The sequence below is a fragment of the Pseudomonas sp. A1230 genome, assembly GCF_044218825.1.
Taxonomy (GTDB): Bacteria; Pseudomonadota; Gammaproteobacteria; order Pseudomonadales; family Pseudomonadaceae; genus Aquipseudomonas; species Aquipseudomonas iridis.
The window spans coordinates 1,147,681-1,171,698 of record NZ_CP162582.1; the positions used below are offsets into that span (position 1 = coordinate 1,147,681).

Genomic DNA, 24,018 nt, shown 5'->3' on the forward strand with positions numbered 1-24,018 from the left:
ATAGGATTAGCACAAGTTAGCCCTGAGTCCCTGGCAGATCGATTTGTGCATCCAGCAAGGCCATAAAAGCTCTTGCTGCATTCGATAGCGTCCGTTCGGTGTGCACGATATAGCCTAGCTGGCGACTGAGCTGTATGCCCGGCAATGCGATGCTTGCCACCTGTTCATCGAGCATGGTGCGCGGGAGCACGCTCCATGCCAGGCCAATGGAGACCATCATTTTGATGGTTTCCAGGTAGTTGGTGCTCATCGCGATGTTCGGTGTCAGCCCCTGGACCTCGAACAAACGTTGGACAATATGGTGCGTAAATGTGTTGCCGCCGGGGAAAACCGCCGGATGGCCGGCAATGTCCGCCAGACTGACGACGCCATTACTGATCAATGAATGCTCCGGGGCGACCACGAAATCCAGCGGGTCATCCCACACCGGGGTGGCTTTGACCAGCGTGTGCGGCTCGGGGGCAAGGGTGATGACCGCCAGTTCCGCGCGGCCGTGGAGTATTTCTTCGTAGGCCACTTCCGAATCGAGAAACTGAATATCCAGCGCGACCTGTGGGTAGCAGCGGGTGAACTCCCTCAATAGCGGCGGCAAGCGGTGCAGGCCAATGTGATGACTGGTGGCCAATGTAAGGCGGCCGCTGACTTCGCCGGTCAGGTTGGTCAGTGCGCGACGGGTGTCGTCCAGCACATTGAGAATCTGATAAGCCCGCGGCAGCAGGGCGCGGCCAGCCTCGGTCAGGCCGACTTCGCGACCCAGTCGATCAAACAGGCGCACCTTGAGTTGCTGCTCCAGACCGGCGATACGCTTGCTGATAGCCGGTTGTGTCAGGTGCAGCCGCTCACCGGCGCCGGAGAAACTGCCGGTCTCGGCGATGGCGATAAAAGCGTTGAGGTTGGCCAGATCCATGGTTGTATTCCAGTTGGTTATCCAAAGCATAAAAAATATGAATTTGAGTTATTTAATCTAACCCCATAGGATCGACCTCACAAGCCAAAGGGTTATTGAATCTCTCAAATACCCAGGGCATAGAAACAAGCTGATGAGGAACCGTCTGATGGCCGGCAAAACGCTCTACGACAAACTCTGGGATTCGCATTTGGTCAAGCAGCGCGACGATGGCTCTGCGTTGATCTACATCGATCGTCACATCATTCACGAAGTGACTTCGCCGCAAGCCTTTGAAGGTCTGCGTCTGGCCGGGCGCAAGCCTTGGCGCATCGATGCCAACATCGCGACCCCGGACCACAACGTACCGACGACCCCGGAGCGCAAGGGTGGCATCGAAGCCATCGCCGACCAGGTCTCGCGTTTGCAGGTTCAGACCCTCGATGACAACTGTGATGAATACGGCATCGTCGAGTTCAAGATGAACGACGTCCGCCAAGGCATCGTCCACGTGATCAGCCCGGAGCAGGGCGCGACCTTGCCGGGCATGACCGTGGTCTGCGGCGACTCGCACACCTCGACCCACGGCGCGTTCGGCGCTCTGGCTCACGGTATCGGCACTTCCGAGGTCGAGCACGTGCTCGCCACTCAGTGCCTGGTCGCCAAGAAAATGAAAAACATGCTGGTGTCCGTCGAAGGCCAATTGCCGTTCGGCGTGACCGCCAAGGACATCGTCCTCGCGGTGATCGGCAAGATCGGCACCGCCGGCGGTAACGGCCATGCCATCGAGTTTGCCGGCAGCGCGATTCGCGATTTGTCTGTTGAAGGCCGCATGACCATCTGCAACATGTCCATCGAAGCCGGCGCCCGCGTGGGGCTGGTCGCGGCGGATCAAAAAACTGTCGATTACGTCAAGGGCCGTCCGTTCGCACCGAAGGGCGCCGAGTGGGAGATGGCCGTCGAGTCCTGGAAAGATCTGGTGTCCGACGCCGACGCCAAATTCGATACCGTGGTCGAACTCGACGCCGCGCAGATCAAGCCGCAAGTCAGCTGGGGCACTTCGCCGGAAATGGTCTTGGCCGTTGATCAGAACGTGCCGGACCCGGCTAAAGAGATGGATCTGGTCAAGCGCGACTCGATCGTCCGCGCCCTGAAATACATGGGTTTGACCGCCAATCAGGCGATCACCGACATTCAACTCGATCGCGTATTCATCGGTTCCTGCACCAACTCGCGGATCGAAGATTTGCGCGCCGCCGCTGTTATTGCCAAGGGCCGCAAAGTGGCTTCGACCATCAAGCAAGCCATCGTCGTGCCGGGCTCGGGTCTGGTGAAGGCGCAGGCCGAGTCTGAAGGTCTGGACAAGATTTTCCTCGAAGCCGGTTTTGAATGGCGTGAACCCGGTTGCTCAATGTGTCTGGCGATGAACCCGGACCGTTTGGAGTCCGGCGAGCATTGCGCCTCGACGTCCAACCGCAACTTCGAAGGCCGTCAGGGCGCCGGTGGCCGCACTCACCTCGTCAGCCCGGCGATGGCGGCGGCTGCGGCGGTGAACGGTCGCTTCATCGACGTTCGTGAATTGATTTAAGGAGCGCAGCATGAAAGCTTTTACCCAGCACACTGGCCTTGTCGCGCCTTTGGATCGTGCCAATGTCGACACCGACCAGATCATTCCCAAGCAGTTCTTGAAGTCGATCAAACGCACCGGTTTCGGCCCGAACCTGTTCGATGAATGGCGTTACCTCGATGTCGGGCAACCGTATCAGGACAACTCCAAGCGCCCGTTGAACAAGGATTTCGTGCTCAACGCCGAGCGTTACCAAGGCGCCAGCGTGTTGCTGGCCCGCGAGAACTTCGGTTGCGGCTCCAGCCGTGAACACGCGCCATGGGCGCTGGAAGAGTACGGTTTTCGCAGCATCATCGCGCCGAGCTACGCCGACATCTTCTTCAACAACAGCTTCAAGAACGGCTTGCTGCCGATCATCTTGAGCGACGCTGAAGTCGATGAGCTGTTCAAGCAGGTTGAAGCTGAGCCGGGCTACCAATTGCAGGTCGACCTGCAAGCACAAACCGTGACGCGTCCGGATGGCAAGGTTTACCGCTTTGAGATCGATGCGTTCCGCAAGCATTGCCTGCTCAACGGTCTGGACGATATCGGCCTGACCTTGCAAGACCACGAAGCGATTGCGACGTTTGAAGCGAAGCATCGCGTGAGCCAGCCGTGGTTGTTCCGCGACGCGTGATTGATTCGAGATTGATGTAGTCAGGGCCGGCCCCATCGCTGGCAAGCCAGCTCCCACAGGTTTTGTGAACACCGCAAATTACTGTGGGAGCTGGCTTGCCAGCGATGAGGCCGGAACAAGCACCACAAGATTCAAGGAAAGTCCCCATGACCAGCACCGCCCAGCACAGTCAGGTTGTACAAAAGCAATTCGGTGAACAGGCCGCCGCTTACCTGAGCAGCGCCGTTCACGCGCAAGGTACCGAATTCGCACTGCTACAAGCTGAACTGGCAGGGCAGGGCGACGCCCGGTTGCTGGACCTGGGGTGTGGCGCCGGCCATGTGAGTTTTCACGTGGCGCCACTGGTCAGGGAAGTGGTCGCCTATGACTTGTCGCAGCAGATGCTCGACGTCGTGGCGGCTGCTGCCGTCGATCGCGGCATGAGCAATATCGCCACGGTGAATGGGGCCGCCGAGTGTCTACCGTTTGCCGATGGCGAATTCGATTTTGTGTTCAGCCGTTATTCGGCGCATCACTGGAGCGATCTCGGTTTGGCCCTGCGCGAAGTACGCCGTGTGCTGAAGCCGGGTGGTGTGGCGGCGTTCGTCGATGTGTTGTCGCCGGGCAGCCCGTTGTTCGACACTTACCTGCAAAGCGTCGAAGTGCTGCGCGACACCAGCCATGTGCGCGATTATTCTGCCGGCGAGTGGTTGCGGCAGGTCAGCGAGGCGGGTTTGCATACGCGTAGCACTGCGCGCCAACGTCTGCGTCTGGAATACAGCAGTTGGGTCGAGCGCATGCGCACACCTGAAGTGATGCGCGCCGCGATCCGCCAGTTGCAGCAGTCGATGGGCAACGAAGTACGCGAATATTTCGAGATCGAAGCCGATGGCTCGTTCAGTACAGATGTGATCGTACTCTGGGCTGAAAAACAGTTTTAGAACGACAAGAATTTTTCCGGGCGCGTCCGTTGATGGCGCACCGACTGAAGACACGAGGAAAGCATGAGCAAGCAGATTCTGATTCTCCCAGGCGACGGTATTGGTCCGGAAATCATGGCCGAAGCGGTCAAGGTGCTGGAATTGGCCAACGACAAGTACAGCCTGGGTTTCGAGCTGAGCCATGACGTGATCGGTGGCGCGGCCATCGACAAGCACGGCGTGCCACTGGCCGACGAAACCCTCGATCGTGCCCGCGCTGCCGATGCCGTCCTGCTGGGCGCTGTCGGTGGCCCGAAATGGGACACCATCGAGCGTGACATCCGCCCTGAGCGCGGTCTGCTGAAAATCCGTGCGCAACTGGGCCTGTTCGGCAATTTGCGTCCGGCGATCCTGTACCCGCAATTGGCCGATGCTTCGAGCCTGAAGCCGGAAATCGTTGCCGGCCTGGACATCCTGATCGTCCGTGAGCTGACCGGCGGCATCTACTTCGGCGCGCCGCGCGGCACCCGCACGCTGGAAAACGGCGAGCGTCAGGCCTACGACACCCTGCCATACAGCGAAAGCGAGATCCGTCGCATCGCCCGCGTCGGTTTCGACATGGCTATGGTGCGTGGCAAGAAGCTGTGCTCGGTGGACAAGGCCAACGTGCTGGCCTCCAGCCAACTGTGGCGTGAAGTGGTCGAGCAGGTCGCCAAGGATTACCCTGAAGTCGAACTGAGCCACATGTACGTCGACAACGCCGCCATGCAACTGGTGCGCGCACCGAAGCAGTTCGACGTGATCGTCACCGACAACCTGTTCGGCGACATCCTCTCCGACGAAGCTTCGATGCTTACCGGTTCCATCGGCATGCTGCCGTCGGCTTCGCTCGACTCCAACAACAAGGGCATGTACGAGCCTTGCCACGGTTCGGCGCCGGACATTGCCGGCAAGGGCATTGCCAACCCGTTGGCGACCATTTTGTCGGTGTCGATGATGCTGCGTTACAGCTTCAATCTGCATGACGCGGCCGATGCCATCGAGAAAGCCGTCAGCGTGGTTCTGGATCAGGGCCTGCGCACCGGCGACATCTATTCGGCCGGTTGCACCAAAGTCGGTACGCAGGAAATGGGCGACGCAGTAGTCGCCGCGCTGCGGAATCTGTAATCTCTCGGGCCCGCTGCGAAATTCAATACAAAGCAGCGGCCCACTTTTCAAGAAGGTGTAGTTGCGATGAAACGTGTAGGTCTGATCGGTTGGCGCGGTATGGTCGGTTCCGTGCTCATGCAGCGGATGTTGGAAGAGCAGGATTTCGATCTTATCGAGCCGGTGTTTTTCACCACTTCCAATGTCGGTGGCCAAGGCCCGTCCGTGGGCAAGGACATTGCTCCGCTCAAGGACGCTTACAGCATTGAAGAGCTGAAGACCCTCGACGTGATCCTGACCTGCCAAGGCGGCGACTACACCAGCGAAGTGTTCCCCAAGCTGCGCGAAGCCGGCTGGCAGGGTTACTGGATCGACGCGGCTTCCAGCCTGCGCATGAACGATGACGCGGTCATCATTCTTGATCCGGTCAACCGCAAGGTCATCGACCAGCAGCTGGATGCGGGCACCAAGAACTACATCGGCGGCAATTGCACCGTCAGCCTGATGCTGATGGGCCTGGGTGGTCTGTTCGAGGCCGGTCTGGTCGAGTGGATGAGCGCCATGACGTATCAGGCGGCCTCCGGTGCCGGCGCGCAGAACATGCGTGAACTGATCAAGCAAATGGGCGCGACCCATGCCGCTGTTGCCGAGCAACTGGCCGATCCTGCCAGCGCGATCCTCGACATCGACCGTCGTGTAGCCGATGCCATGCGCAGCGAAGCCTACCCGACCGAAAACTTCGGTGTGCCGTTGGCCGGCAGCCTGATCCCGTGGATCGACAAGGAACTGCCGAACGGCCAGAGCCGCGAAGAGTGGAAGGCCCAGGCCGAGACCAACAAGATTCTCGGTCGCTTCAAGAGCCCGATCCCGGTCGACGGCATCTGCGTGCGCATCGGCGCCATGCGTTGCCACAGCCAGGCGCTGACCATCAAGCTGAACAAGGACGTACCGATCGCCGACATCGAAGGGCTGATCAGCCAGCACAACCCTTGGGTCAAACTGGTACCGAATCAGCGCGAGATCAGCATGCAGGAGCTGAGCCCGACCAAGGTCACCGGCACCCTGAATGTTCCAGTCGGTCGTCTGCGCAAGCTGAACATGGGCACCCAGTATCTGGGCGCCTTCACCGTCGGCGACCAACTGCTGTGGGGCGCGGCCGAACCGCTGCGTCGCATGCTGCGGATTTTGCTTGAGCGTTGATCGTTTGAAGCAATGAAAAACCCGCGCCTTGTGAGAGGCGCGGGTTTTTTTATGCCTGATATTTCTTGAGTGTCAGGTCTGGCCTCATCGCTGGCAAGCCAGCTCCCACAGGTTTCAGGTATGTACATAACATCTGTGTCCCACACAGCCCCCTGTGGGAGCTGGCTTGCCAGCGATGAGGCCAGAACAGACACTGCAAATCCCCGGCAGAAATTGCCTGTGCGCCAGTCACCCGGTAAAGTGCCGCTCCCCCCGTTTCGCCAGAGGCCGCACCATGACCCAGACCCTTGATATTGCCGTGATCGGCGCCACCGGTACTGTCGGCGAAACCCTCGTGCAGATTCTTGAAGAGCGTAATTTCCCGATCGGCAACCTGCACCTGCTGGCCAGCAGCGAATCCGCCGGCAGCTCGGTGCTGTTCCGTAACAAGAACGTGCGCGTGCGTGAGGTCGACGAATTCGATTTCAGCAAGGTCAAACTGGTGTTCTTCGCCGCCGGTCCAGCCATCACCCTGAGCTACGCCGCCCGCGCCCACGCCGCCGGTTGCTCGCTGATCGACCTGTCCGGCGCCTTGCCGGCCGATCAGGCGCCGCAAGTGGTGCCGGAAGCCAATGCTGATGTGCTCGCCGGTTTGAAAGCGCCGTTCCAGGTCAGCAGCCCTAGCCCGTCGGCGACCACGCTTGCCGTGGTGCTCGCGCCGTTGCTCGATCTGATCGATCTGCAATACGTCAACGTCACCGCCAATCTGGCCGTTTCCGCCCAGGGTCGTGAAGCCGTCGCCGAGCTGGCACGCCAGACCGCCGAGCTGCTGAACATGCGCCCGTTGGAGCCCAAGTTTTTTGATCGGCAGATGGCGTTCAACCTGCTGGCCCAGGTCGGCACGCCTGACGCGCAGGGCCATACGCTGCTGGAAAAACGCCTGGTGCGTGAGTTGCGTCAGGTGCTGGCGCAGCCTTTATTAAAGATTTCCGCAAGTTGCGTTCAAGCCCCGGTGTTTTTTGGCGATAGCCTTAGCGTGACCTTGCAGTCAGCGCAGGCCGTCGACCTGAAAAAGGTCAATGCTGCGCTGGAAGCTGCATCGGGCATTGAACTGGTCGATGCGGGTGATTACCCGACGGCAGTCGGAGACGCGGTGGGGCAGGACGTGGTCTATGTCGGTCGTGTTCGCAGTGGTGTCGATGACCCGGCGGAACTTAATCTGTGGCTGACGTCAGATAACGTGCGCAAAGGCGCAGCACTCAATGCTGTGCAGGTTGCCGAGTTGTTGATAAAAGACCTGCTGTAAAAGATACTTGGCAACAATTTGTCGACTGATTCTAGCTGGGCGCTATGCTTGGCCGAAGCAGTTGATAACGTGTCACCCTCCGGGACTTTCCGGGGCATCAAAGAAATGATCGCGCGCGGCAGTCTGTCGTCGTCGCGCGCAATGCCTTACGGCAGCGATATTCAACATCTTCTCGCTGGCCGAGGAACGTTCAAACAAAGGATGAGGCTATGGTTCAAGTTCGCAAACTGGTGTTAGCAATAGCGGCCGCCTCGGCGCTGTCCTCCGGTATGGCGCATGCCCTCGGGCTCGGGGAGCTGACCCTGAAGTCGACCCTGAACCAGCCGTTGGTGGCTGAAATCGAGCTGCTCGACGTCAAGGATCTCACCGCTGCCGAAGTGGTGCCGAGCCTGGCCTCGCCGGAAGACTTTGCCAAGGCCGGCGTCGATCGCCAGGCCTTCCTCAATGATCTGACGTTCACCCCCGTACTCAACGCCAGCGGCAAAAGCGTGCTGCGCGTGACCTCGAGCAAGCCACTGTCGGAACCGATGGTGAAATTCCTCGTCCAGGTGATGTGGCCAAATGGCCGCTTGTTGCGCGATTACAGCGTACTGCTGGATCCGTCGAAGTTTTCGCCGCAGACCGCTGACGCCGCTGCGCAACCGGCGCCGTCGCAAACCATCACGGCACCGACCACCGGCGCCACACACTCGACGCAATACACCACCACCCCGCGTGACACCTTGTGGGAAATTGCGGCGAAGGCCCGTAACGGCGGTTCGGTGCAGCAGACCATGCTGGCCATTCAGGCGTTGAACCCGGATGCGTTTATCGGCGGCAACATCAACCGCCTGAAAGTCGGCCAGGTCCTGCGTCTTCCGGATTCGGTGCAAAGCACTGCGCTGCCACAGTCGGCGGCCATCGCTGAAGTCGCAGCGCAAAACGAAGCCTGGCGTCAGGGTCGTCGTTATGTGGCCAAACCTGGCACCGGTCAGCAGCAACTCGATGCGACCAACCGTGGTCGCGGCAATACGGGCGCTGCGCCTGACGCGCAAGACAACCTGAGCCTGGTTTCTGCTGAAAGCGCCAAGGCGCGCGGCAAAGGTCCGGCGGGCGACGCCAAGGCCCTGAGCGACAAGCTCGCGGTCACTCAGGAAAACCTCGACACGACCCTTCGTGACAACGAGGAACTGAAAAGCCGCATGACCGATCTGCAAAGTCAGCTGGACAAGCTGCAACGTCTGATCGAGTTGAAGAACAATCAATTGGCGAAGATGCAGGCCGAAGGGGCGGGCGCTGCGCCAGACGCTAGTCCAGCGGTGCCTGCGATCACTGCCGAGTTGGCCGCCACACCGCCAGCGACACCGGCAGAAGCAGCTCCGACACCGGAGTCTGCCATTGCACCGCCGGCCGAGACGCCAGTTGAGCCAGTGGTCGAGCCGGTGGTCGAAACCACACCTGTCGCTGATGACGAAAAAACCTTTAACGAACTGCTGACCAATCCGATCTTGCTGGGTCTGGTCGGTGGCGGTGCCGTGGTCTTGCTGTTGTTGCTGTTGCTGCTGGCCCGTCGCCGCAAAGCCCAGCAGGAAGCCGAGAAGCATGTGCGCATGGCCCGCGCCCTGGCTGAGGAACAAGAGTTCTCCGCCGAGCAGGATCTGCCGGAAAGCAGCTTCGAAGGTCTGGAAACCCCGGCCGCGAGCGTCAAACTCAACACTCCGGCTCCGGCTCCGGCTCCGGCACCAGCGCCAGTAGTCGCCCCGATTGTGGCACCAATCGTCATGGCCGAGCCAATCGCTGCGCCGCTGGTTGCCCCGGCAGGCGAGCGCTACGATGATGTCCTCGAAAAGGCTCAATCGCACATCAACGCCGGGCGTCTGAATCAGGCTGCTGCGTTGCTGGAAGAGGGCATCAGCCTTGAGCCGCAGCGCAGTGATCTGCGTCTGAAGCTTATGGAAGTCTATGGTCAGCAGGGCGATCGCGATGCTTTCGTAGGCCAGGAGCGTCAGTTGGTGGCCAATGGCGACAACTTCGCCAAGGTCGAAGAGCTGAAAAGCCGTTTCCCGGCCATGGCAGTAGCGGTTGCCGGTGGTTTGGCCGCCGCCGCCATTGCAGCCGAGCTGGACGCCCAGTACGTCAAGGAATTGCTGCTGGATGAGCCCGAAACGCCTGAGCCGTCGCCAGCGACGGACGATCTGGACAGCGCGTTCGACCTGAGTCTGGACGATCTCGACAACATCACTCAGGTGGAACCGGCGCCAATCGTTGAACCCGAAGCGCCTGTCGAACTGGACGAGTTCCCGTCGGACGACGAACTGAGCTTTGAATCGGTGCTGCAACAGCAGACCGACATCAAAGAGAATCTGGATGATCTGTCGGATTTCGACCTGGATCTGGACCTTGGCGCAGAGCCGGCTCCTGCTCCGGCACCGTTGGCCGATGATGACTTCCTGCTGGATCTGGATGACGGCGTGAAGGATTTGTCGCCGGTAGAGCCACCGGTCGTCGCCGATTTGCCGCAGGATGACCTGGAGCTGCCAGCCGATTTCGACCTGTCGCTGGCTGACGAGATGGACTCCAACCCGGCGGGCGAGCCTGATGCATTTGCCGCCGAGCTGGATGACGTCAACGCCGAGCTGGATCGCCTGTCGCAGAGCATCGCCGAGCCGACGTTCACCGAGGCCGATGCGGCGCTGGGTGACGATTTGGGTGAAGACGATTTCGACTTCCTCGCGGGCACCGACGAAGCAGCCACCAAACTTGATCTGGCCCAGGCCTACATCGACATGGGCGACAGCGACGGCGCGCGCGACATCCTCAACGAAGTGTTGACCGAGGGTGACGAGAAGCAGCGCGGCGAAGCCAAGGACATGCTCTCGAGCCTGTAGTAAGTTCAGTTGTAAACAAAAACGGCAGCCCATGAGGCTGCCGTTTTTGTTTGGCTCACTGGATCAAGAGATCGCAGCCTTCGGCAGCTCCTACAGGAAAACGCCGATTCTTGTGTAGGAGCTGCCGAAGGCTGCGATCTTTTGATCTTGAGGCCTTATAATGCCCGCCTTTGCAAAAACAGCAGGCTGTCCCACCTTGGCAAACATAGATAACCCGGTCGCCGAAATGGCCCCCGACGGCTTTTACCGCGTTGCGCTGGGCGTTGAATACAAAGGCTCGCGCTACAGTGGCTGGCAGCGTCAGTTAACCGGAGTGGCAACGGTGCAGGAAGCGCTTGAAAAAGCCTTGTCGAAAGTCGCCAACGCGCCAGTTTCCTTGCAGTGCGCCGGGCGTACCGATGCGGGTGTGCATGCCTGCGGACAAGTGGTGCATTTCGACACGCAGGTCGATCGCTCGCTGAAGGCCTGGGTAATGGGCGCCAACATCAACCTGCCTCACGACATCAGTGTCAGCTGGGCGCGGGTGATGCCGGCGCATTTCCATGCGCGGTTCAAGGCCATCGCCCGGCGCTATCGTTATGTGATCTACAACGATCAGATTCGCCCGGCCCATCTCAATGAAGAAATCACCTGGAATCACCGTCCGCTGGACGCTGAGCGAATGGCCGAAGCCGCGCAGTATCTGATTGGCACCCACGATTTCAGTGCGTTTCGTGCCGGCCAGTGCCAGGCGAAATCGCCGATCAAGAAGATGCATCACCTGCGCGTGACCCGTCACGGCAAGATGATCGTGCTCGACATCCGCGCCAACGCATTCCTGCACCACATGGTGCGCAACATCGCCGGCGTCCTGATGACCATCGGCGCTGGCGAGCGGCCGGTCGAGTGGATGAAGGAAGTGCTGGAAAGTCGCGAGCGCCGGTCTGGCGGCGTGACAGCGCATCCTTACGGCTTGTATCTGGTGCAAGTCGAGTACCACGACGAATTTCCGCTGCCTGAGCGTTTTATCGGTCCACATTTCCTTACGGGTTTCTCCGAACTTGACGGCTGACGCCCTCGAACGCTTTTGTTACCATCCGGGACTTTCCCGGATTCTGCCTCGGAGTTTTTCTCGATATGTCAGCCGTTCGCAGCAAGATCTGCGGCATTACCCGCATAGAAGATGCGCTGGCCGCCGTCGAAGCCGGGGCTGATGCGATCGGATTCGTGTTTTACGCCAAAAGTCCGCGCGCAGTATCGGTGCAGCAAGCACGGGAAATCATCAAGGCCATGCCGCCGTTTGTGACCACCGTGGGCCTTTTCGTCAATGCCAGCCGTTGCGAGTTGGGGGAAATCCTCGATGCCGTGCCGCTGGATCTGTTGCAGTTCCATGGCGACGAAACCGCCGAAGAGTGCGAAGGCTGGCATCGTCCTTATATCAAGGCGCTGCGGGTCAAGGCCGGTGATGACATTGCCGCGGCTGTCGATGCTTACCCAAGTGCCAGTGGCGTACTGCTCGATACCTACGTCGAAGGCGTGCCCGGCGGAACCGGCGAGGCGTTCGACTGGTCATTGATTCCGCAAGGTTTAAGCAAGCCGCTGATTCTGGCGGGTGGATTGACCCCGGAAAACGTCGCAGGCGCCGTGGCTCGGGTAAAACCCTACGCAGTCGACGTCAGCGGTGGGGTCGAGGCGAGCAAAGGCATCAAGGATCACGCAAAAGTTCAGGCGTTCATCGGCGCCGTCAGGGGCATTTAGGCCTGTGCATGATGTGACGGCTGGCACACTGCCGCCGTCCACAGCTTGGTAGAAAAGAGGCTGAGGGTTTTTGGGTTGTACGAAGGTCAGTTTTTCTGACCCGGCCATCCTTGATCATCGCCACACATGAATTTAGCTCAAGGGCATACACGGGGCTGCGAACCAGAGCGTTCGGGCCGCCGGTACTGGAGAAAGAAAGCATGAGCAACTGGTTAGTAGACAAACTGATCCCTTCGATCATGCGCTCGGAGGTCAAGAAGAGCTCGGTGCCTGAAGGTCTGTGGCACAAATGCCCGTCCTGTGAGGCTGTGCTTTATCGTCCGGAGCTGGAAAAGACCCTGGACGTTTGCCCGAAGTGCAACCACCACATGCGCATCGGCGCACGTGCGCGCATCGACATCTTCCTTGATGCCGAAGGTCGCAACGAACTGGGCGCCGATCTGGAGCCGGTTGACCGTCTGAAATTCCGTGACGGCAAGAAGTACAAGGATCGCTTGACCGCTGCGCAGAAGCAGACCGGCGAAAAAGACGCGTTGATTTCCGTCAGCGGCACCCTGCTGGGCATGCCGGTAGTGGTTTCGGCGTTTGAATTCAGCTTCATGGGCGGTTCCATGGGTGCCATCGTCGGCGAGCGTTTCGTACGCGCTGCCAACTACGCACTGGAAAACCGCTGCCCGATGATCTGCTTCGCCGCTTCCGGTGGTGCGCGTATGCAGGAAGCCCTGATCTCGCTGATGCAGATGGCCAAGACCTCGGCCGTGCTGGCGCGTCTGCGCGAAGAAGGCATTCCGTTCATCTCGGTGCTGACCGATCCGGTTTACGGTGGTGTTTCCGCCAGTCTGGCAATGCTCGGCGACGTAATCGTTGGCGAACCTAAAGCCCTGATCGGCTTCGCCGGTCCGCGCGTTATCGAGCAAACCGTGCGCGAGAAACTGCCGGAAGGCTTCCAGCGCAGCGAATTCCTGCTGGAGCACGGTGCGATCGACATGATCATCCACCGTCAGGAACTGCGTCCACGTCTGGGCAACCTGCTGGCACAAATGACGGGTAAGCCAACGCCGACATTCGTTGCTGCGCCAATCGAGCCGATCGTCGTTCCGCCGGTGCCAGCCAACATATGACCGAGCGCACCCTTGGCGAGTGGCTCGCCTACCTTGAGCAGTTGCATCCGTCGGCCATCGACATGGGTCTGGAGCGTTCGCAACAGGTAGCGTCCCGCATGGGGCTGGGCCAGCCGGCGCCTCGGGTGATCACGGTCACCGGCACCAACGGCAAGGGTTCGACCTGCGCTTTCGTGGCTTCGTTGCTGCGGGCGCAGGGTCTGAGCGTTGGTGTCTACAATTCTCCGCACCTGCTGCGTTACAACGAGCGGGTGCAGCTCAATGGCGTCGAAGCCACTGACGCACAGCTTTGCGAAGCCTTCGCTGCGGTCGAGGCCGGGCGCGGCGAAACTTCCCTGACTTACTTCGAAATGGGCACCCTGGCGGCGTTCTGGCTGTTTCAGCAGGCCGGGCTCGATGCTGTGGTGCTGGAAGTCGGTCTGGGCGGGCGTCTGGATACGGTCAACGTGGTGGACGCCGATATCGCGCTGGTCACCAGCATTGGTGTCGATCACGCCGATTATCTGGGTGACACTCGCGAATCCGTGGCTTTCGAGAAGGCCGGGATCTTCCGTCAGGGCAAGCCTGCGCTGTGCGGCGACCTCAATCCTCCGCAACCGTTGCTCGACAAGGCGCGCGAACTGGCGTGCCCGTTCTCCTTGCGTGGGCGCGATTTCGATCTCGGCATCACTGACCATAACTGGCAGTGGCGCGGTACCGATGCGCAGGGGCAGGTCGTCGAGCTGCATGATTTGCCGCTGCTTGATCTGCCGATGGAAAACGCCGCGCTGGCGTTGCAGGCGTATTTGCTGCTCGGTTTGCCGTGGAATGCACAGCAGATTGTGGCGGCCTTGCAGGCGACGCGTGTTGTCGGGCGTCTGGATCGCCGTTCGTTCGAATGGAATGGCAAGCGCCTGAATCTGTTGCTCGATGTTGGTCATAACCCGCACGCGGCGGAGTATCTGGCTCGCCGTCTGGCCTCGCGACCACCGGTCGGCAAGCGTCTGGCGGTGTTTGGTTTGCTGGCGGACAAGGATCTGGATGGTGTTGTCAGCGAGTTGAATGCTAGTGTCGAACACTGGGCAGTAGCGCCGCTGGATTCACCGCGTGCGTGCCCTGTTGCGCAATTGCAGGCGGCATTGCAGAACCTTGGCGCGTCGGTCACGTCTTACGACAGTGTTGCCGCCGCACTTGAAGGGCAGTGCGCCGTCGCAACCAGCGACGATGAGATTCTGTTGTTCGGATCATTTTATTGTGTCGCCGAGGCCCTTGAATGGTTGGCCCGGCACTCCACGGAGGAAGCGGCAAATGGCTTTGCTGGATAAAGCGTACAAACAGCGCATGGTCGGTGCCCTGGTGCTGGTGGCGCTGGCGGTGATTTTCCTGCCGATGCTGTTTTCCCGTCAGGACGAACAGCGTCAGGTGACCGTCGAGGCCCCGGCTGCCCCGGCTGCCCCGGCTGCGCCTGCCGTGCCGCAAGTGCAGTTGGAACCGGTCGCCGTTCCCGAGCCGCAAACCTTGCCGCAAGAGCCCGTGCCAAGCGATGACGAAATCGCCGAGCAAGTCGCGCCTTCTGCGCCGATCGCCCCGGCACCTGTTGTGCCGGCCCAGATCGCCAAGCCTGCCGCGCCGCCGCCGGTGTCCAAGCCGATTCCTGCGCCTGCCCAGCCGATTGCTTCAGCGACGACCAAGCCTGACACCACTCAGAGCCGTGTCGACGCCAATGGTCTGTCGGTAAGCTGGTCGGTGCAACTGGCCAGCCTGTCGAGTCGTGCCAGCGCCGAGAGTCTGCAGAAAACTTTGCGCAGCCAGGGCTACAACGCTTACATCCGTTCCGCCGATGGCAAGAATCGGGTGTTCGTCGGCCCGCTGATCGAGCGCGCCGAAGCCGATCGTCTGCGTGATCTTTTGAGCCGTCAGCAGAAGCTCAAGGGCTTTGTCGTGCGCTTCCAGCCCGAGCGTGGCTAGGATCTATCGATTCGATTGAAATGCACTGAAAATCGCAGCTTACCGACAGCCATGCGCTCTGCTAAAATGCGCCGCCTTATCCGTCTGTAGGCTGCACTGTGCCATTTACCTGGGTTGACTGGGCGATCGTTGCAATCATCGCCATCTCCGCATTGATCAGTTTGAGCCGCGGCTTCGTCAAAGAAGCATTATCGCTGGTGACCTGGATCATCGCAGGAGTCGTAGCCTGGATGTTCGGTGGTTCATTGTCCGAGTACCTCGCCGGATACATCGAAACCCCATCGGCTCGCGTGATCGCGGGCTGTGCCATCATGTTTGTCGCCACGCTGATCGTGGGCGCAATGATCAATTATCTTATCGGCGAGTTGGTTCGCGTCACCGGGTTGTCCGGGACCGACCGCTTTCTGGGAATGGCCTTCGGCGCGGCGCGTGGCGTGTTGCTGGTGGTCGTCGCAGTCGGGCTGTTGAGCCTGGGGCCGGTACAGCAGGACGGGTGGTGGAAAGAGTCACAGCTCGTGCCAAAATTTCTATTGGTCGCCGACTGGTCCAAGAACCTGATTCTTGGGTGGAGCAGTCAGTGGCTTGCCAGCGGAATCAGCGTACCCGCTGAAATTCCGTTCAAGGAACAGCTCTTGCCGTCGGCCAAAACGCCGCAGTGAGTGTTGTTCAGTTCAGATCCATTAAGTAGGGGTTGCGTCGCATGTGTGGCATCGTCGGTATCGTCGGTAAGTCGAACGTCAATCAGGCGCTGTATGACGCGCTAACCGTGCTCCAGCACCGCGGCCAGGACGCTGCCGGTATCGTGACCAGCCATGATGGCCGGTTGTTCTTGCGCAAGGACAATGGCCTGGTGCGTGACGTGTTCCATCAGCGTCACATGCAACGCCTGGTCGGCCATATGGGTATCGGCCACGTCCGTTATCCAACCGCTGGCAGCTCGACTTCGGCCGAAGCCCAGCCGTTTTATGTCAACTCGCCTTACGGCATTACGCTGGCGCATAACGGTAACCTGACCAACGTTGAGCAGTTGGCCAAAGAAATCTACGAATCCGATCTGCGTCACGTCAACACCAGTTCCGACTCGGAAGTGCTGCTCAACGTGTTCGCCCACGAGCTGGCCCAGCGCGGCAAGCTGCAACCGACCGAAGAAGACGTGTTTGCTGCCGTGACCGACGTGCACAACCGTTGCGTCGGCGGTTACGCGGTAGTGGCCATGGTGACCGGTTACGGCATCGTCGGTTTCCGTGACCCGCACGGCATCCGCCCGATCGTGTTCGGTCAGCGTCACACAGACGAAGGCGTCGAGTACATGATCGCCTCGGAAAGTGTCTCCCTGGACGTGCTCGGTTTCACCCTGATTCGCGACCTGGCGCCGGGCGAAGCGGTCTACATCACTGAAGAGGGCAAGCTGCACACCCGTCAGTGCGCGACCAGCCCGTCCCTGACACCGTGCATCTTCGAGCACGTCTATCTGGCGCGTCCGGACTCGATCATCGACGGCGTGTCGGTCTACAAGGCGCGCCTGCGCATGGGCGAGAAGCTCGCCGAGAAGATCCTGCGTGAGCGTCCTGAACACGACATCGACGTGGTCATCCCGATTCCGGACACCAGTCGCACCGCTGCGCTGGAGCTGGCTAATCACTTGGGCGTGAAATTCCGCGAAGGTTTCGTCAAGAACCGTTACATCGGCCGCACCTTCATCATGCCGGGCCAGGCTGCCCGCAAGAAATCGGTACGCCAGAAGCTCAACGCCATCGAGCTGGAGTTCCGCGGCAAGAACGTGATGCTGGTTGACGACTCGATCGTTCGCGGTACCACCTGCAAGCAGATCATCCAGATGGCCCGCGAAGCTGGCGCGAAAAACGTCTACTTCTGCTCGGCTGCTCCTGCGGTGCGCTTCCCGAACGTCTACGGCATCGACATGCCAAGCGCCCATGAACTGATCGCCCACAACCGTTCGACTCAGGACGTGGCTGATCTGATCGGTGCTGACTGGCTGATCTATCAGGACTTGCCTGACTTGATCGAAGCAGTCGGCGGCGGCAAGATCAAGATCGAAAACTTCGATTGCGCAGTGTTCGACGGCAAGTACGTGACGGGCGACGTCGACGAGGCTTATCTGGACAAGATCGAGCAGGCACGCAACGATGCCTCGAAGGTCAAGACCCAGGCGGTCAGTGCGATCATCGATCTGTATAACAACTGAGTTTCTACCGGCCCTGAGGGGCCGGTTTTGTATCTGGCAAAAGACTTTTTATTTATCGAGAACAGGCAAGGAGTGACAGCATGAGTCAGGAATGGGATGCCGGTCGTTTGGATAGCGACCTCGAAGGCGTAGCGTTCGATACCCTGGCCGTACGTGCCGGTCAGCACCGTACGCCGGAAGGCGAACACGGTGATCCGATGTTCTTCACCTCAAGCTACGTGTTCCGCACTGCCGCCGACGCAGCAGCACGGTTTGCCGGCGAAGTGCCGGGCAACGTTTACTCGCGCTACACCAACCCGACCGTGCGCGCGTTCGAAGAGCGCATTGCTGCGCTGGAAAGCGCCGAGCAAGCTGTCGCGACGGCGACCGGCATGGCCGCGATCATGGCGGTGGTAATGAGCCTGTGCAGCGCCGGCGATCACGTGCTGGTCTCGCGCAGCGTGTTCGGTTCGACCATCAGCCTGTTCGAAAAGTATTTCAAGCGTTTCGGCATCGAAGTCGACTATGTGCCGCTGGCAGAGCTGCCGGCGTGGGATGCGGCGATCAAGCCAAACACCAAGCTGCTCTTCGTCGAGTCGCCATCCAATCCGCTGGCTGAGCTGGTGGACATCACCGCCCTGGCGGAAATTGCGCACGCCAAAGGCGCGATGCTGGTGGTCGACAACTGCTTCTGCACACCTGCGTTGCAGCAGCCGCTGAAGCTCGGTGCGGACATCGTCGTGCACTCGGCGACCAAGTTCATCGATGGCCAGGGCCGTTGCATGGGCGGCGTGGTCGCCGGTCGCAGCGAGCAGATGAAAGAAGTCGTCGGTTTCCTGCGTACCGCCGGGCCAACGTTGAGTCCGTTCAACGCGTGGATCTTCCTCAAAGGTCTGGAAACCCTGAACCTGCGGATGAAGGCGCACTGTGCCAACGCCCAGCAACTGGCCGAATGGCTGGAGCAGCAGGACGGTATCGAGAAGGTCCATTACGCCGGTCTCAAGAGCCATCCACAGCATGAGCTTGCTCAGCGTCAGCAGAAGGGCTTTGGTGCGGTGGTGAGTTTTGAGGTCAAGGGCGGTAAAGAGGGCGCGTGGCGCTTTATCGATGCCACCCGGTTGATTTCGATCACCGCCAACCTCGGTGATAGCAAAACCACCATCACCCACCCGAGCACCACTTCCCACGGCCGTCTGGCGCCGCAGGAGCGTGAAGCAGCGGGTATTCGTGACAGCCTGATCCGTGTCGCAGTGGGTCTGGAAGACGTGGCCGACCTGCAAGCCGACCTGGCGCGCGGTCTGGCGGCGCTGTGATCGAATTGTCCACTGCGAAAGCCGGCACCCATGGCCGCGTTGTGCTGGTCACGGGCGCCGCGCGCGGCATTGGTCTGGGCATCGCCGCGTGGCTGATCAGCGAAGGCTGGCAAGTGGTGCTGACCGATCTCGATCGTGCGCGCGGTTCGAAAGTGGCGAAGGTGCTGGGCGAGCACGCCTGGTTCATCGCCATGGACGTTGCGGATGAAGGTCAGGTGGCGCTTGGTGTGGCCGAGGTGTTGGGGCAGTTTGGTCGGCTCGATGCGCTGGTGTGCAACGCGGCGGTGGCTGATCCCCACAACATCACTCTGGAAAGCCTTGATCTGGCCTACTGGAATCGGGTGCTGGCAGTGAATCTCAGCGGGCCGATGCTACTGGCCAAGCATTGCGCGCCGTATCTGCGGGCGCACAATGGCTCGATCGTCAATCTGGCGTCGACCCGTGCCGGACAGTCCGAGCCTGATACCGAGGCATATGCGGCGAGCAAGGGTGGGTTGTTGGCCCTCACTCACGCGTTGGCCATCAGTCTCGGGCCGGAGATTCGGGTCAACGCCGTCAGCCCGGGCTGGATTGATGCGCGGGACCCGTTTGCACGCCGTGCCGAGCCGTTGACCGATTCCGATCACGCTCAGCATCCGGCGGGCAGGGTGGGCACGGTTGAGGATGTCGCGGCGATGGTCGCGTGGCTGCTGTCGAGGAATGCCGGGTTTGTCACCGGGCAGGAATTCGTCGTTGACGGCGGCATGACCAAGAAGATGATTTACAAGCAGTGAAGGGCAGCTTCGAGCTTCAAGCTGCCAGTCAAAGCACAACAGTGAAGTGACCGCTGTAGGTGTTCTTGCTTTTGCTTGCTGCTCGACACTTGTCGCTAAAAGCGGTTTTTGAAAAAAACTTCAATCCTGCTATTGACTTAGGTTCGCTACCTGCGTAAATTTCGCGGCCTCGGAGATGCAAACGGGTGATTAGCTCAGCTGGGAGAGCGTCTGCCTTACAAGCAGAATGTCGGCGGTTCGATCCCGTCATCACCCACCACTTCCGGGTAACTTGCGAAAGCAAGAGGGTAGGCTGAAAGTGCCTGCACCGACGCGCAGCGGTAGTTCAGTCGGTTAGAATACCGGCCTGTCACGCCGGGGGTCGCGGGTTCGAGTCCCGTCCGCTGCGCCATATTTAACGGGTCAGACATTGTCTGGTTCGCGATTGAAAAGCACCGAAGCTTTCAATCAAAACGAGTTACTTGAGCGCAAGCTCAAAGCGATACGCAGCGGTAGTTCAGTCGGTTAGAATACCGGCCTGTCACGCCGGGGGTCGCGGGTTCGAGTCCCGTCCGCTGCGCCATATCTGCTTCGAGGCCCACTGAACGCCTTGAAGCACCGAAAGCAGCCATTGGCTGATTCGGAATCGATAGCAAAGACCCTGGTCGAAAGACCGGGGTTTTTTGTGTCTGAAATTTGACCCTCCGCTTTTCTTCCTGTCTTCCACCGTCCTGTGCCCAATACAAATCCCTGTGGGAGCGAGCCTGCTCGCGAAGGCGTCGGCACATTCAAAATTTGCATCCGCCGCAAGAACGCTTTCGCGAGCGCCTAGACATGCACAGTTATCTCTACGGGTTTGCTGCGGTGCCACGTCGCATTGATTTTTTGATTCTTTAGTCAGAATTATGTAACTGGTTGTTTGCTGCGAGCCAAGAAACCTTTAAAGTTAACCTTTCGGTCAGCTTTGCACTGTCAACACAGCTCTTTGCTTCGCCAGAAAGAGCTTCTGCAAGACTCGAGATTCCCAGTAGATAACCAGAAGGGCGGACATATAACCGCCCAGAGGATGATCCATGTCCAACCGTGAAATATCCCGGCGCTCATTCCTTCAGGGCGGGCTGGTAGCGGGAGTGAGCGTCACGCTCACGCCGCTCAGCAGTCAGGCGCTGGCTGCCTTGATGGAAAACAGCGTCACCGTGCCGTCCGAGAAGTGGCTCGGCAACAACGGTAAGGCGCGTCAGCGTAACGATGCACTGTCCAAGGTCTGCGGTAGCAAAGTGTTTGCCCGCGATATCCGATCCAAGGACATGCCGGGTTGGCCTGAGCAGCAGGGTCACGCCATGCTGCTGAAAACCATCAAGGCTGATCGCATCTATGCCGGCTACGACCTGTCGTGGCTTGGTGCAGACTTGCAACCGGATCGCATCGTTACCGCTGCTGACCTGGACAAGGACGGCATCGTCTTTCCGGAGGAACACGCTCCGGATCCGCTGCTGCCGGAAGGCAAAGTGCCGATGTTCATCGGGCACCCGGTGGCAATCCTGATATGGAACGATTTCGAGCGTTTCCGTCAGGCCAAGAACCAGCTCAAATTCAATGACAAGGCGATTCGTTACGGTGCTCAAGTGCCGTTCTACGAACGCGACCCCTACGGCAGCTTCCGCTATGTGCGTGTAGGTGGCCCGACCTCGGCCGATGAAGACGAATTCGCCAGCCTCAAGGATTCGATACTGTTCCCGATGCTGAAAAACCGCCGTCCGGTGTGGGATGCATCGCCGAATCTGCATGGCAACCTGACCGAGCGCGGGCTGTTCTACGCCGATCGCATGAAGAAAGAGATCGACACGCCGCCGGACAACTGGCTGGTGTTCGATGAGCGCTACAAGACTCCGTCGATCGAGCCGGCCGCCATGGAGCCGGACAACGGCAATGGCTGGTATGACCCGAAGACCAAAACCCTGCACTTTGTCGTGGCGACCCAGTGCCCGCTGGAAACGGCGACCGATACCGCGAAAATGATCGCGCCTTCGCGCTTTGGCCTGGCCAACCTGAACATGCATCCGGGTTACACCGTGGGTTACGGCTCCAAAGACCACAACATCTTCGTTTACTACGCGGCCCTCGCTGCGCTGTACGGCGCCGGTGTGCCTGTGCGTCTGGCCAACGATCGTTACGAGCAGTTCCAGAGCGGTATCAAGCGTCACCCGTTCGACATCCGTTACCAATTGGCGGTGGACAAGAACGATTACAGCTTCAAGATTTTCCGCGCCGAAATGAGCGTCGACGGTGGTGGCCGGATCAACTACAGCCCGTCGGTAGCCGCAGTGGGTGCCACGGCAGCGCAGTCGATCTACTACATGCCGCAGAATGACCTGCAAGTTACCGCCTATCACTCGCGCGGTGTTGAGGCGGGTTCGATGCGCGGCTACGGCACCCTGCAAAGCATGGCGGCGACCGAAATGATGGTCGACGAAATCGCCAATCGCCTGGGTGTCGACGCGATCGACCTGCGTCGCAAAAACGCTCTGCGTTCCGGCATGAAAAATACCCAGGGTGCGATTCCGGCCGGCGCGCTGCGACTGCACGAGATTCTCGACAAGGCCTCAGTACACGAGGTCTGGAAAAACCGCGACGCGATCAAGAAACAGCGTGAAGCGGCAGACCCGGATAACTGGTATGGCGTGGGTTTTGCCATCTGCCAGAAAGACTTCGGCACCGGTTCCGAAGCGCCGATGGCCAGCATCGAATTCACTGCCGACGGTCGCATTACCTTGCGACACATTGGCATTGAAATCGGCACCGGCATGTCCACGTCGCAAGCTTTGGTCGTCGCCGATTTCCTCGGCAGCCCGGCGCACGAAGTGAAGACTGGCGAAACCGAATGGAAGGAAATGCAGCTGATCACCAGCGGCAACCCTTACACCATGAGCCAGGCCGAGCAGGACAGCCTGCTGCGCAACCCGCGCTGGGTGGGCAAATTGGCCTCGGCGTCGTCCGCGACCAACTCCGCTTACTACTTCAGTCATGCCACCCGTGAAGCAGCGCGTGTGTTGTTCAATCACGGTCTGTGGCCGGCGGCGCTGGAGATCTGGCGTCAGGGGCCTTATGGCGGCCAGGCCAACCCTTACGTGGTGCGACGTGAAGACGCGCATTGGGTCGATGGCAAACTGACCGCCAACGGCATGCAGCCGCTGAGCTTCGAAGAGTTGGCCAAACGCGCTCACGAGCGTGGCTTGGTCACTGCGGCGACAGTTCACGGTTTCAACCGCTGGAGCTGGGCCGAGGCTGAGTACAGCATCGACGGCGTAAAAGAGCGTCTGCCACTCGATGGTCTGGCGGTGAAGTATGGCGACGGCGCACCGAAGGCCAAGCAAGCGTTGATGAGCACTGCCGGTTTCCACCTGCTGGATCGCCAGAACATCAACTACCCGGTGACCCAGCTGAACAACGCTGCCGTGACGTACTACAGCCCGGTCGCGACGCTGGTCGAGTTGAAGGTCAACAAAGGCTCGGCGGAAGTCGAAGTGCTCAATCACCATTCGTGGGTCGAGTGCGGGCGTGTGCTGGTCGAAGAACTGGTCAAGGGCCAGCTCGAGGGCGGTATCGCCATGGGCATCGGCCACGCATTGATGGAAGAAATGCCGCTGTACGAAGGTGGGCCGGGGGAGGGTGACTGGAACTTCAACCGTTACCGCTTGCCAATGGCGCGTCACGTTGCGGTGTGGAAACAGACGGCGGAAATTCTGCCGCCGCTGTCGCCAAGCGATCCGTCCAAAGGCATCGCCGAAGTGGTGATGATCCCGGTAGTCGGTGCCATCGGTAACGCCGTGGCGCACGCCATCGGAAAACGTGTTCGCGATCTGCCAATCACTGCTGCGCGCATCAAGGAGGCCCTCAATGGCTAACCGTCCGCTTCAACTGACCCTCAATGGTCAATCCGTCGGCCCGGTGGACATCCCTGATGACCTGCCGATGATCGACTACCTGCACGAATACAAGAATCTCACCGGCTCGCGCCTGGGCTGTGGTCAGGGTATCTGCCACGCCTGCGTTGTGATCGTCGACAATCCGGACGGCACCAGCGAAGAAGTGCGCACCTGCATCACCGGCGCGCATTATTTCGAAGGCAAGAAAGTTCGCACCATCGAAAGCCACGCCAAGCGTGACGAGGACGGTCAGGTCACTGAGCTGAACCCGATCCAGCAGCGTTTCGTCGACGAGTTCGCCTTCCAGTGCAGCTACTGCGCTCCGGGCTTCGTCAATGCTGCGACCGTGCTGGTGGAAAAGCTGCAACGCCAGCCGATCGTCAAAAGCCAACTGGAACAAGTCATCGAGGACAGCCTCGGCCATCACATCTGTCGTTGCACCGGGTACGTGCGTTACTACAACGCTACCCGCAACGTGCTGACTGATCTCGGCCTGGTCAAGGAGGGTTAA

At 59.9% G+C, this 24,018-nt stretch carries 19 protein-coding genes and 3 tRNA genes; 21 read left to right on the plus strand and 1 reads right to left on the minus strand.

Going from position 1 to position 24,018, the window contains the following annotated elements:
- Positions 1–16: 16 nt before the first annotated feature.
- Positions 17–907: a LysR family transcriptional regulator gene (locus AB4P97_RS05235; RefSeq protein WP_395602146.1), complete on the minus strand. Its 891-nt coding sequence runs from the start codon at positions 905–907 to the stop codon at positions 17–19.
- A gap of 148 nt (positions 908–1,055) precedes the next feature.
- Here AB4P97_RS05235 and leuC point away from each other — a divergent pair, with 148 nt between their 5' ends.
- The 21 genes from leuC (at position 1,056) to AB4P97_RS05340 (ending at position 24,018) form a co-directional block, all read left to right on the plus strand.
- Complete coding sequence (gene leuC / locus AB4P97_RS05240) at positions 1,056–2,474, plus strand: 3-isopropylmalate dehydratase large subunit (protein WP_210701610.1); 1,419 nt, start codon at positions 1,056–1,058, stop codon at positions 2,472–2,474.
- Positions 2,475–2,484: 10 nt separating this feature from the next.
- On the plus strand, positions 2,485–3,129 hold the full coding sequence (gene leuD / locus AB4P97_RS05245; protein ID WP_042558604.1) for a 3-isopropylmalate dehydratase small subunit: 645 nt from the start codon (positions 2,485–2,487) through the stop codon (positions 3,127–3,129).
- Between the two features lie 146 nt (positions 3,130–3,275).
- A complete protein-coding gene (locus AB4P97_RS05250; protein ID WP_395602147.1) occupies positions 3,276–4,049 on the plus strand; it encodes a class I SAM-dependent methyltransferase in 774 nt (257 codons plus the stop codon).
- Positions 4,050–4,112: 63 nt separating this feature from the next.
- Entirely contained in the window at positions 4,113–5,195 is a 1,083-nt protein-coding gene (gene leuB, locus AB4P97_RS05255; protein ID WP_042558606.1) for a 3-isopropylmalate dehydrogenase, read from the plus strand.
- A gap of 66 nt (positions 5,196–5,261) precedes the next feature.
- On the plus strand, positions 5,262–6,374 hold the full coding sequence (gene asd, locus AB4P97_RS05260; protein ID WP_042558607.1) for an aspartate-semialdehyde dehydrogenase: 1,113 nt from the start codon (positions 5,262–5,264) through the stop codon (positions 6,372–6,374).
- 274 nt (positions 6,375–6,648) lie between these two features.
- Entirely contained in the window at positions 6,649–7,659 is a 1,011-nt protein-coding gene (locus AB4P97_RS05265) for an aspartate-semialdehyde dehydrogenase (protein WP_042558608.1), read from the plus strand.
- A 209-nt stretch (positions 7,660–7,868) separates the two neighbouring features.
- Positions 7,869–10,526 (plus strand): FimV/HubP family polar landmark protein, encoded by a 2,658-nt coding sequence (locus tag AB4P97_RS05270; RefSeq protein ID WP_395602148.1) that lies wholly within the window; start codon positions 7,869–7,871, stop codon positions 10,524–10,526.
- 226 nt (positions 10,527–10,752) lie between these two features.
- Positions 10,753–11,577 carry a tRNA pseudouridine(38-40) synthase TruA gene (gene truA, locus AB4P97_RS05275; RefSeq protein ID WP_042558610.1) on the plus strand — a complete coding sequence of 275 codons (825 nt, stop codon included), beginning with the start codon at positions 10,753–10,755 and terminating at the stop codon, positions 11,575–11,577.
- 65 nt (positions 11,578–11,642) lie between these two features.
- On the plus strand, positions 11,643–12,263 hold the full coding sequence (locus AB4P97_RS05280; RefSeq protein ID WP_395602149.1) for a phosphoribosylanthranilate isomerase: 621 nt from the start codon (positions 11,643–11,645) through the stop codon (positions 12,261–12,263).
- Positions 12,264–12,463: 200 nt separating this feature from the next.
- Positions 12,464–13,384, plus strand: coding sequence for an acetyl-CoA carboxylase, carboxyltransferase subunit beta (gene accD, locus AB4P97_RS05285; protein WP_042558612.1), 921 nt, complete (start codon positions 12,464–12,466; stop codon positions 13,382–13,384).
- Positions 13,381–14,688 (plus strand): bifunctional tetrahydrofolate synthase/dihydrofolate synthase, encoded by a 1,308-nt coding sequence (folC, locus tag AB4P97_RS05290; RefSeq protein WP_395602150.1) that lies wholly within the window; start codon positions 13,381–13,383, stop codon positions 14,686–14,688. Before accD ends, folC begins: the two co-directional genes overlap by 4 nt.
- Complete coding sequence (locus AB4P97_RS05295; RefSeq protein ID WP_395602151.1) at positions 14,672–15,331, plus strand: SPOR domain-containing protein; 660 nt, start codon at positions 14,672–14,674, stop codon at positions 15,329–15,331. Before folC ends, AB4P97_RS05295 begins: the two co-directional genes overlap by 17 nt.
- 98 nt (positions 15,332–15,429) lie before the next feature.
- Positions 15,430–15,990: a CvpA family protein gene (locus AB4P97_RS05300; protein WP_042558615.1), complete on the plus strand. Its 561-nt coding sequence runs from the start codon at positions 15,430–15,432 to the stop codon at positions 15,988–15,990.
- 41 nt (positions 15,991–16,031) lie between these two features.
- A complete protein-coding gene (gene purF, locus AB4P97_RS05305; RefSeq protein WP_042558616.1) occupies positions 16,032–17,537 on the plus strand; it encodes an amidophosphoribosyltransferase in 1,506 nt (501 codons plus the stop codon).
- Between the two features lie 80 nt (positions 17,538–17,617).
- Complete coding sequence (locus AB4P97_RS05310) at positions 17,618–18,829, plus strand: O-succinylhomoserine sulfhydrylase (protein WP_042558617.1); 1,212 nt, start codon at positions 17,618–17,620, stop codon at positions 18,827–18,829.
- Complete coding sequence (locus AB4P97_RS05315) at positions 18,826–19,602, plus strand: SDR family oxidoreductase (RefSeq protein ID WP_395602152.1); 777 nt, start codon at positions 18,826–18,828, stop codon at positions 19,600–19,602. Before AB4P97_RS05310 ends, AB4P97_RS05315 begins: the two co-directional genes overlap by 4 nt.
- A gap of 183 nt (positions 19,603–19,785) precedes the next feature.
- Positions 19,786–19,861: transfer RNA gene (locus tag AB4P97_RS05320), tRNA-Val, on the plus strand.
- Between the two features lie 55 nt (positions 19,862–19,916).
- Positions 19,917–19,993: transfer RNA gene (locus tag AB4P97_RS05325), tRNA-Asp, on the plus strand.
- A 94-nt stretch (positions 19,994–20,087) separates the two neighbouring features.
- A tRNA-Asp gene (locus AB4P97_RS05330) sits at positions 20,088–20,164 on the plus strand.
- A gap of 490 nt (positions 20,165–20,654) precedes the next feature.
- Positions 20,655–23,486 (plus strand): xanthine dehydrogenase family protein molybdopterin-binding subunit, encoded by a 2,832-nt coding sequence (locus tag AB4P97_RS05335; protein WP_200614675.1) that lies wholly within the window; start codon positions 20,655–20,657, stop codon positions 23,484–23,486.
- On the plus strand, positions 23,479–24,018 hold the full coding sequence (locus AB4P97_RS05340; RefSeq protein ID WP_042558620.1) for a (2Fe-2S)-binding protein: 540 nt from the start codon (positions 23,479–23,481) through the stop codon (positions 24,016–24,018). The genes AB4P97_RS05335 and AB4P97_RS05340 overlap by 8 nt, the downstream gene beginning before the upstream one ends.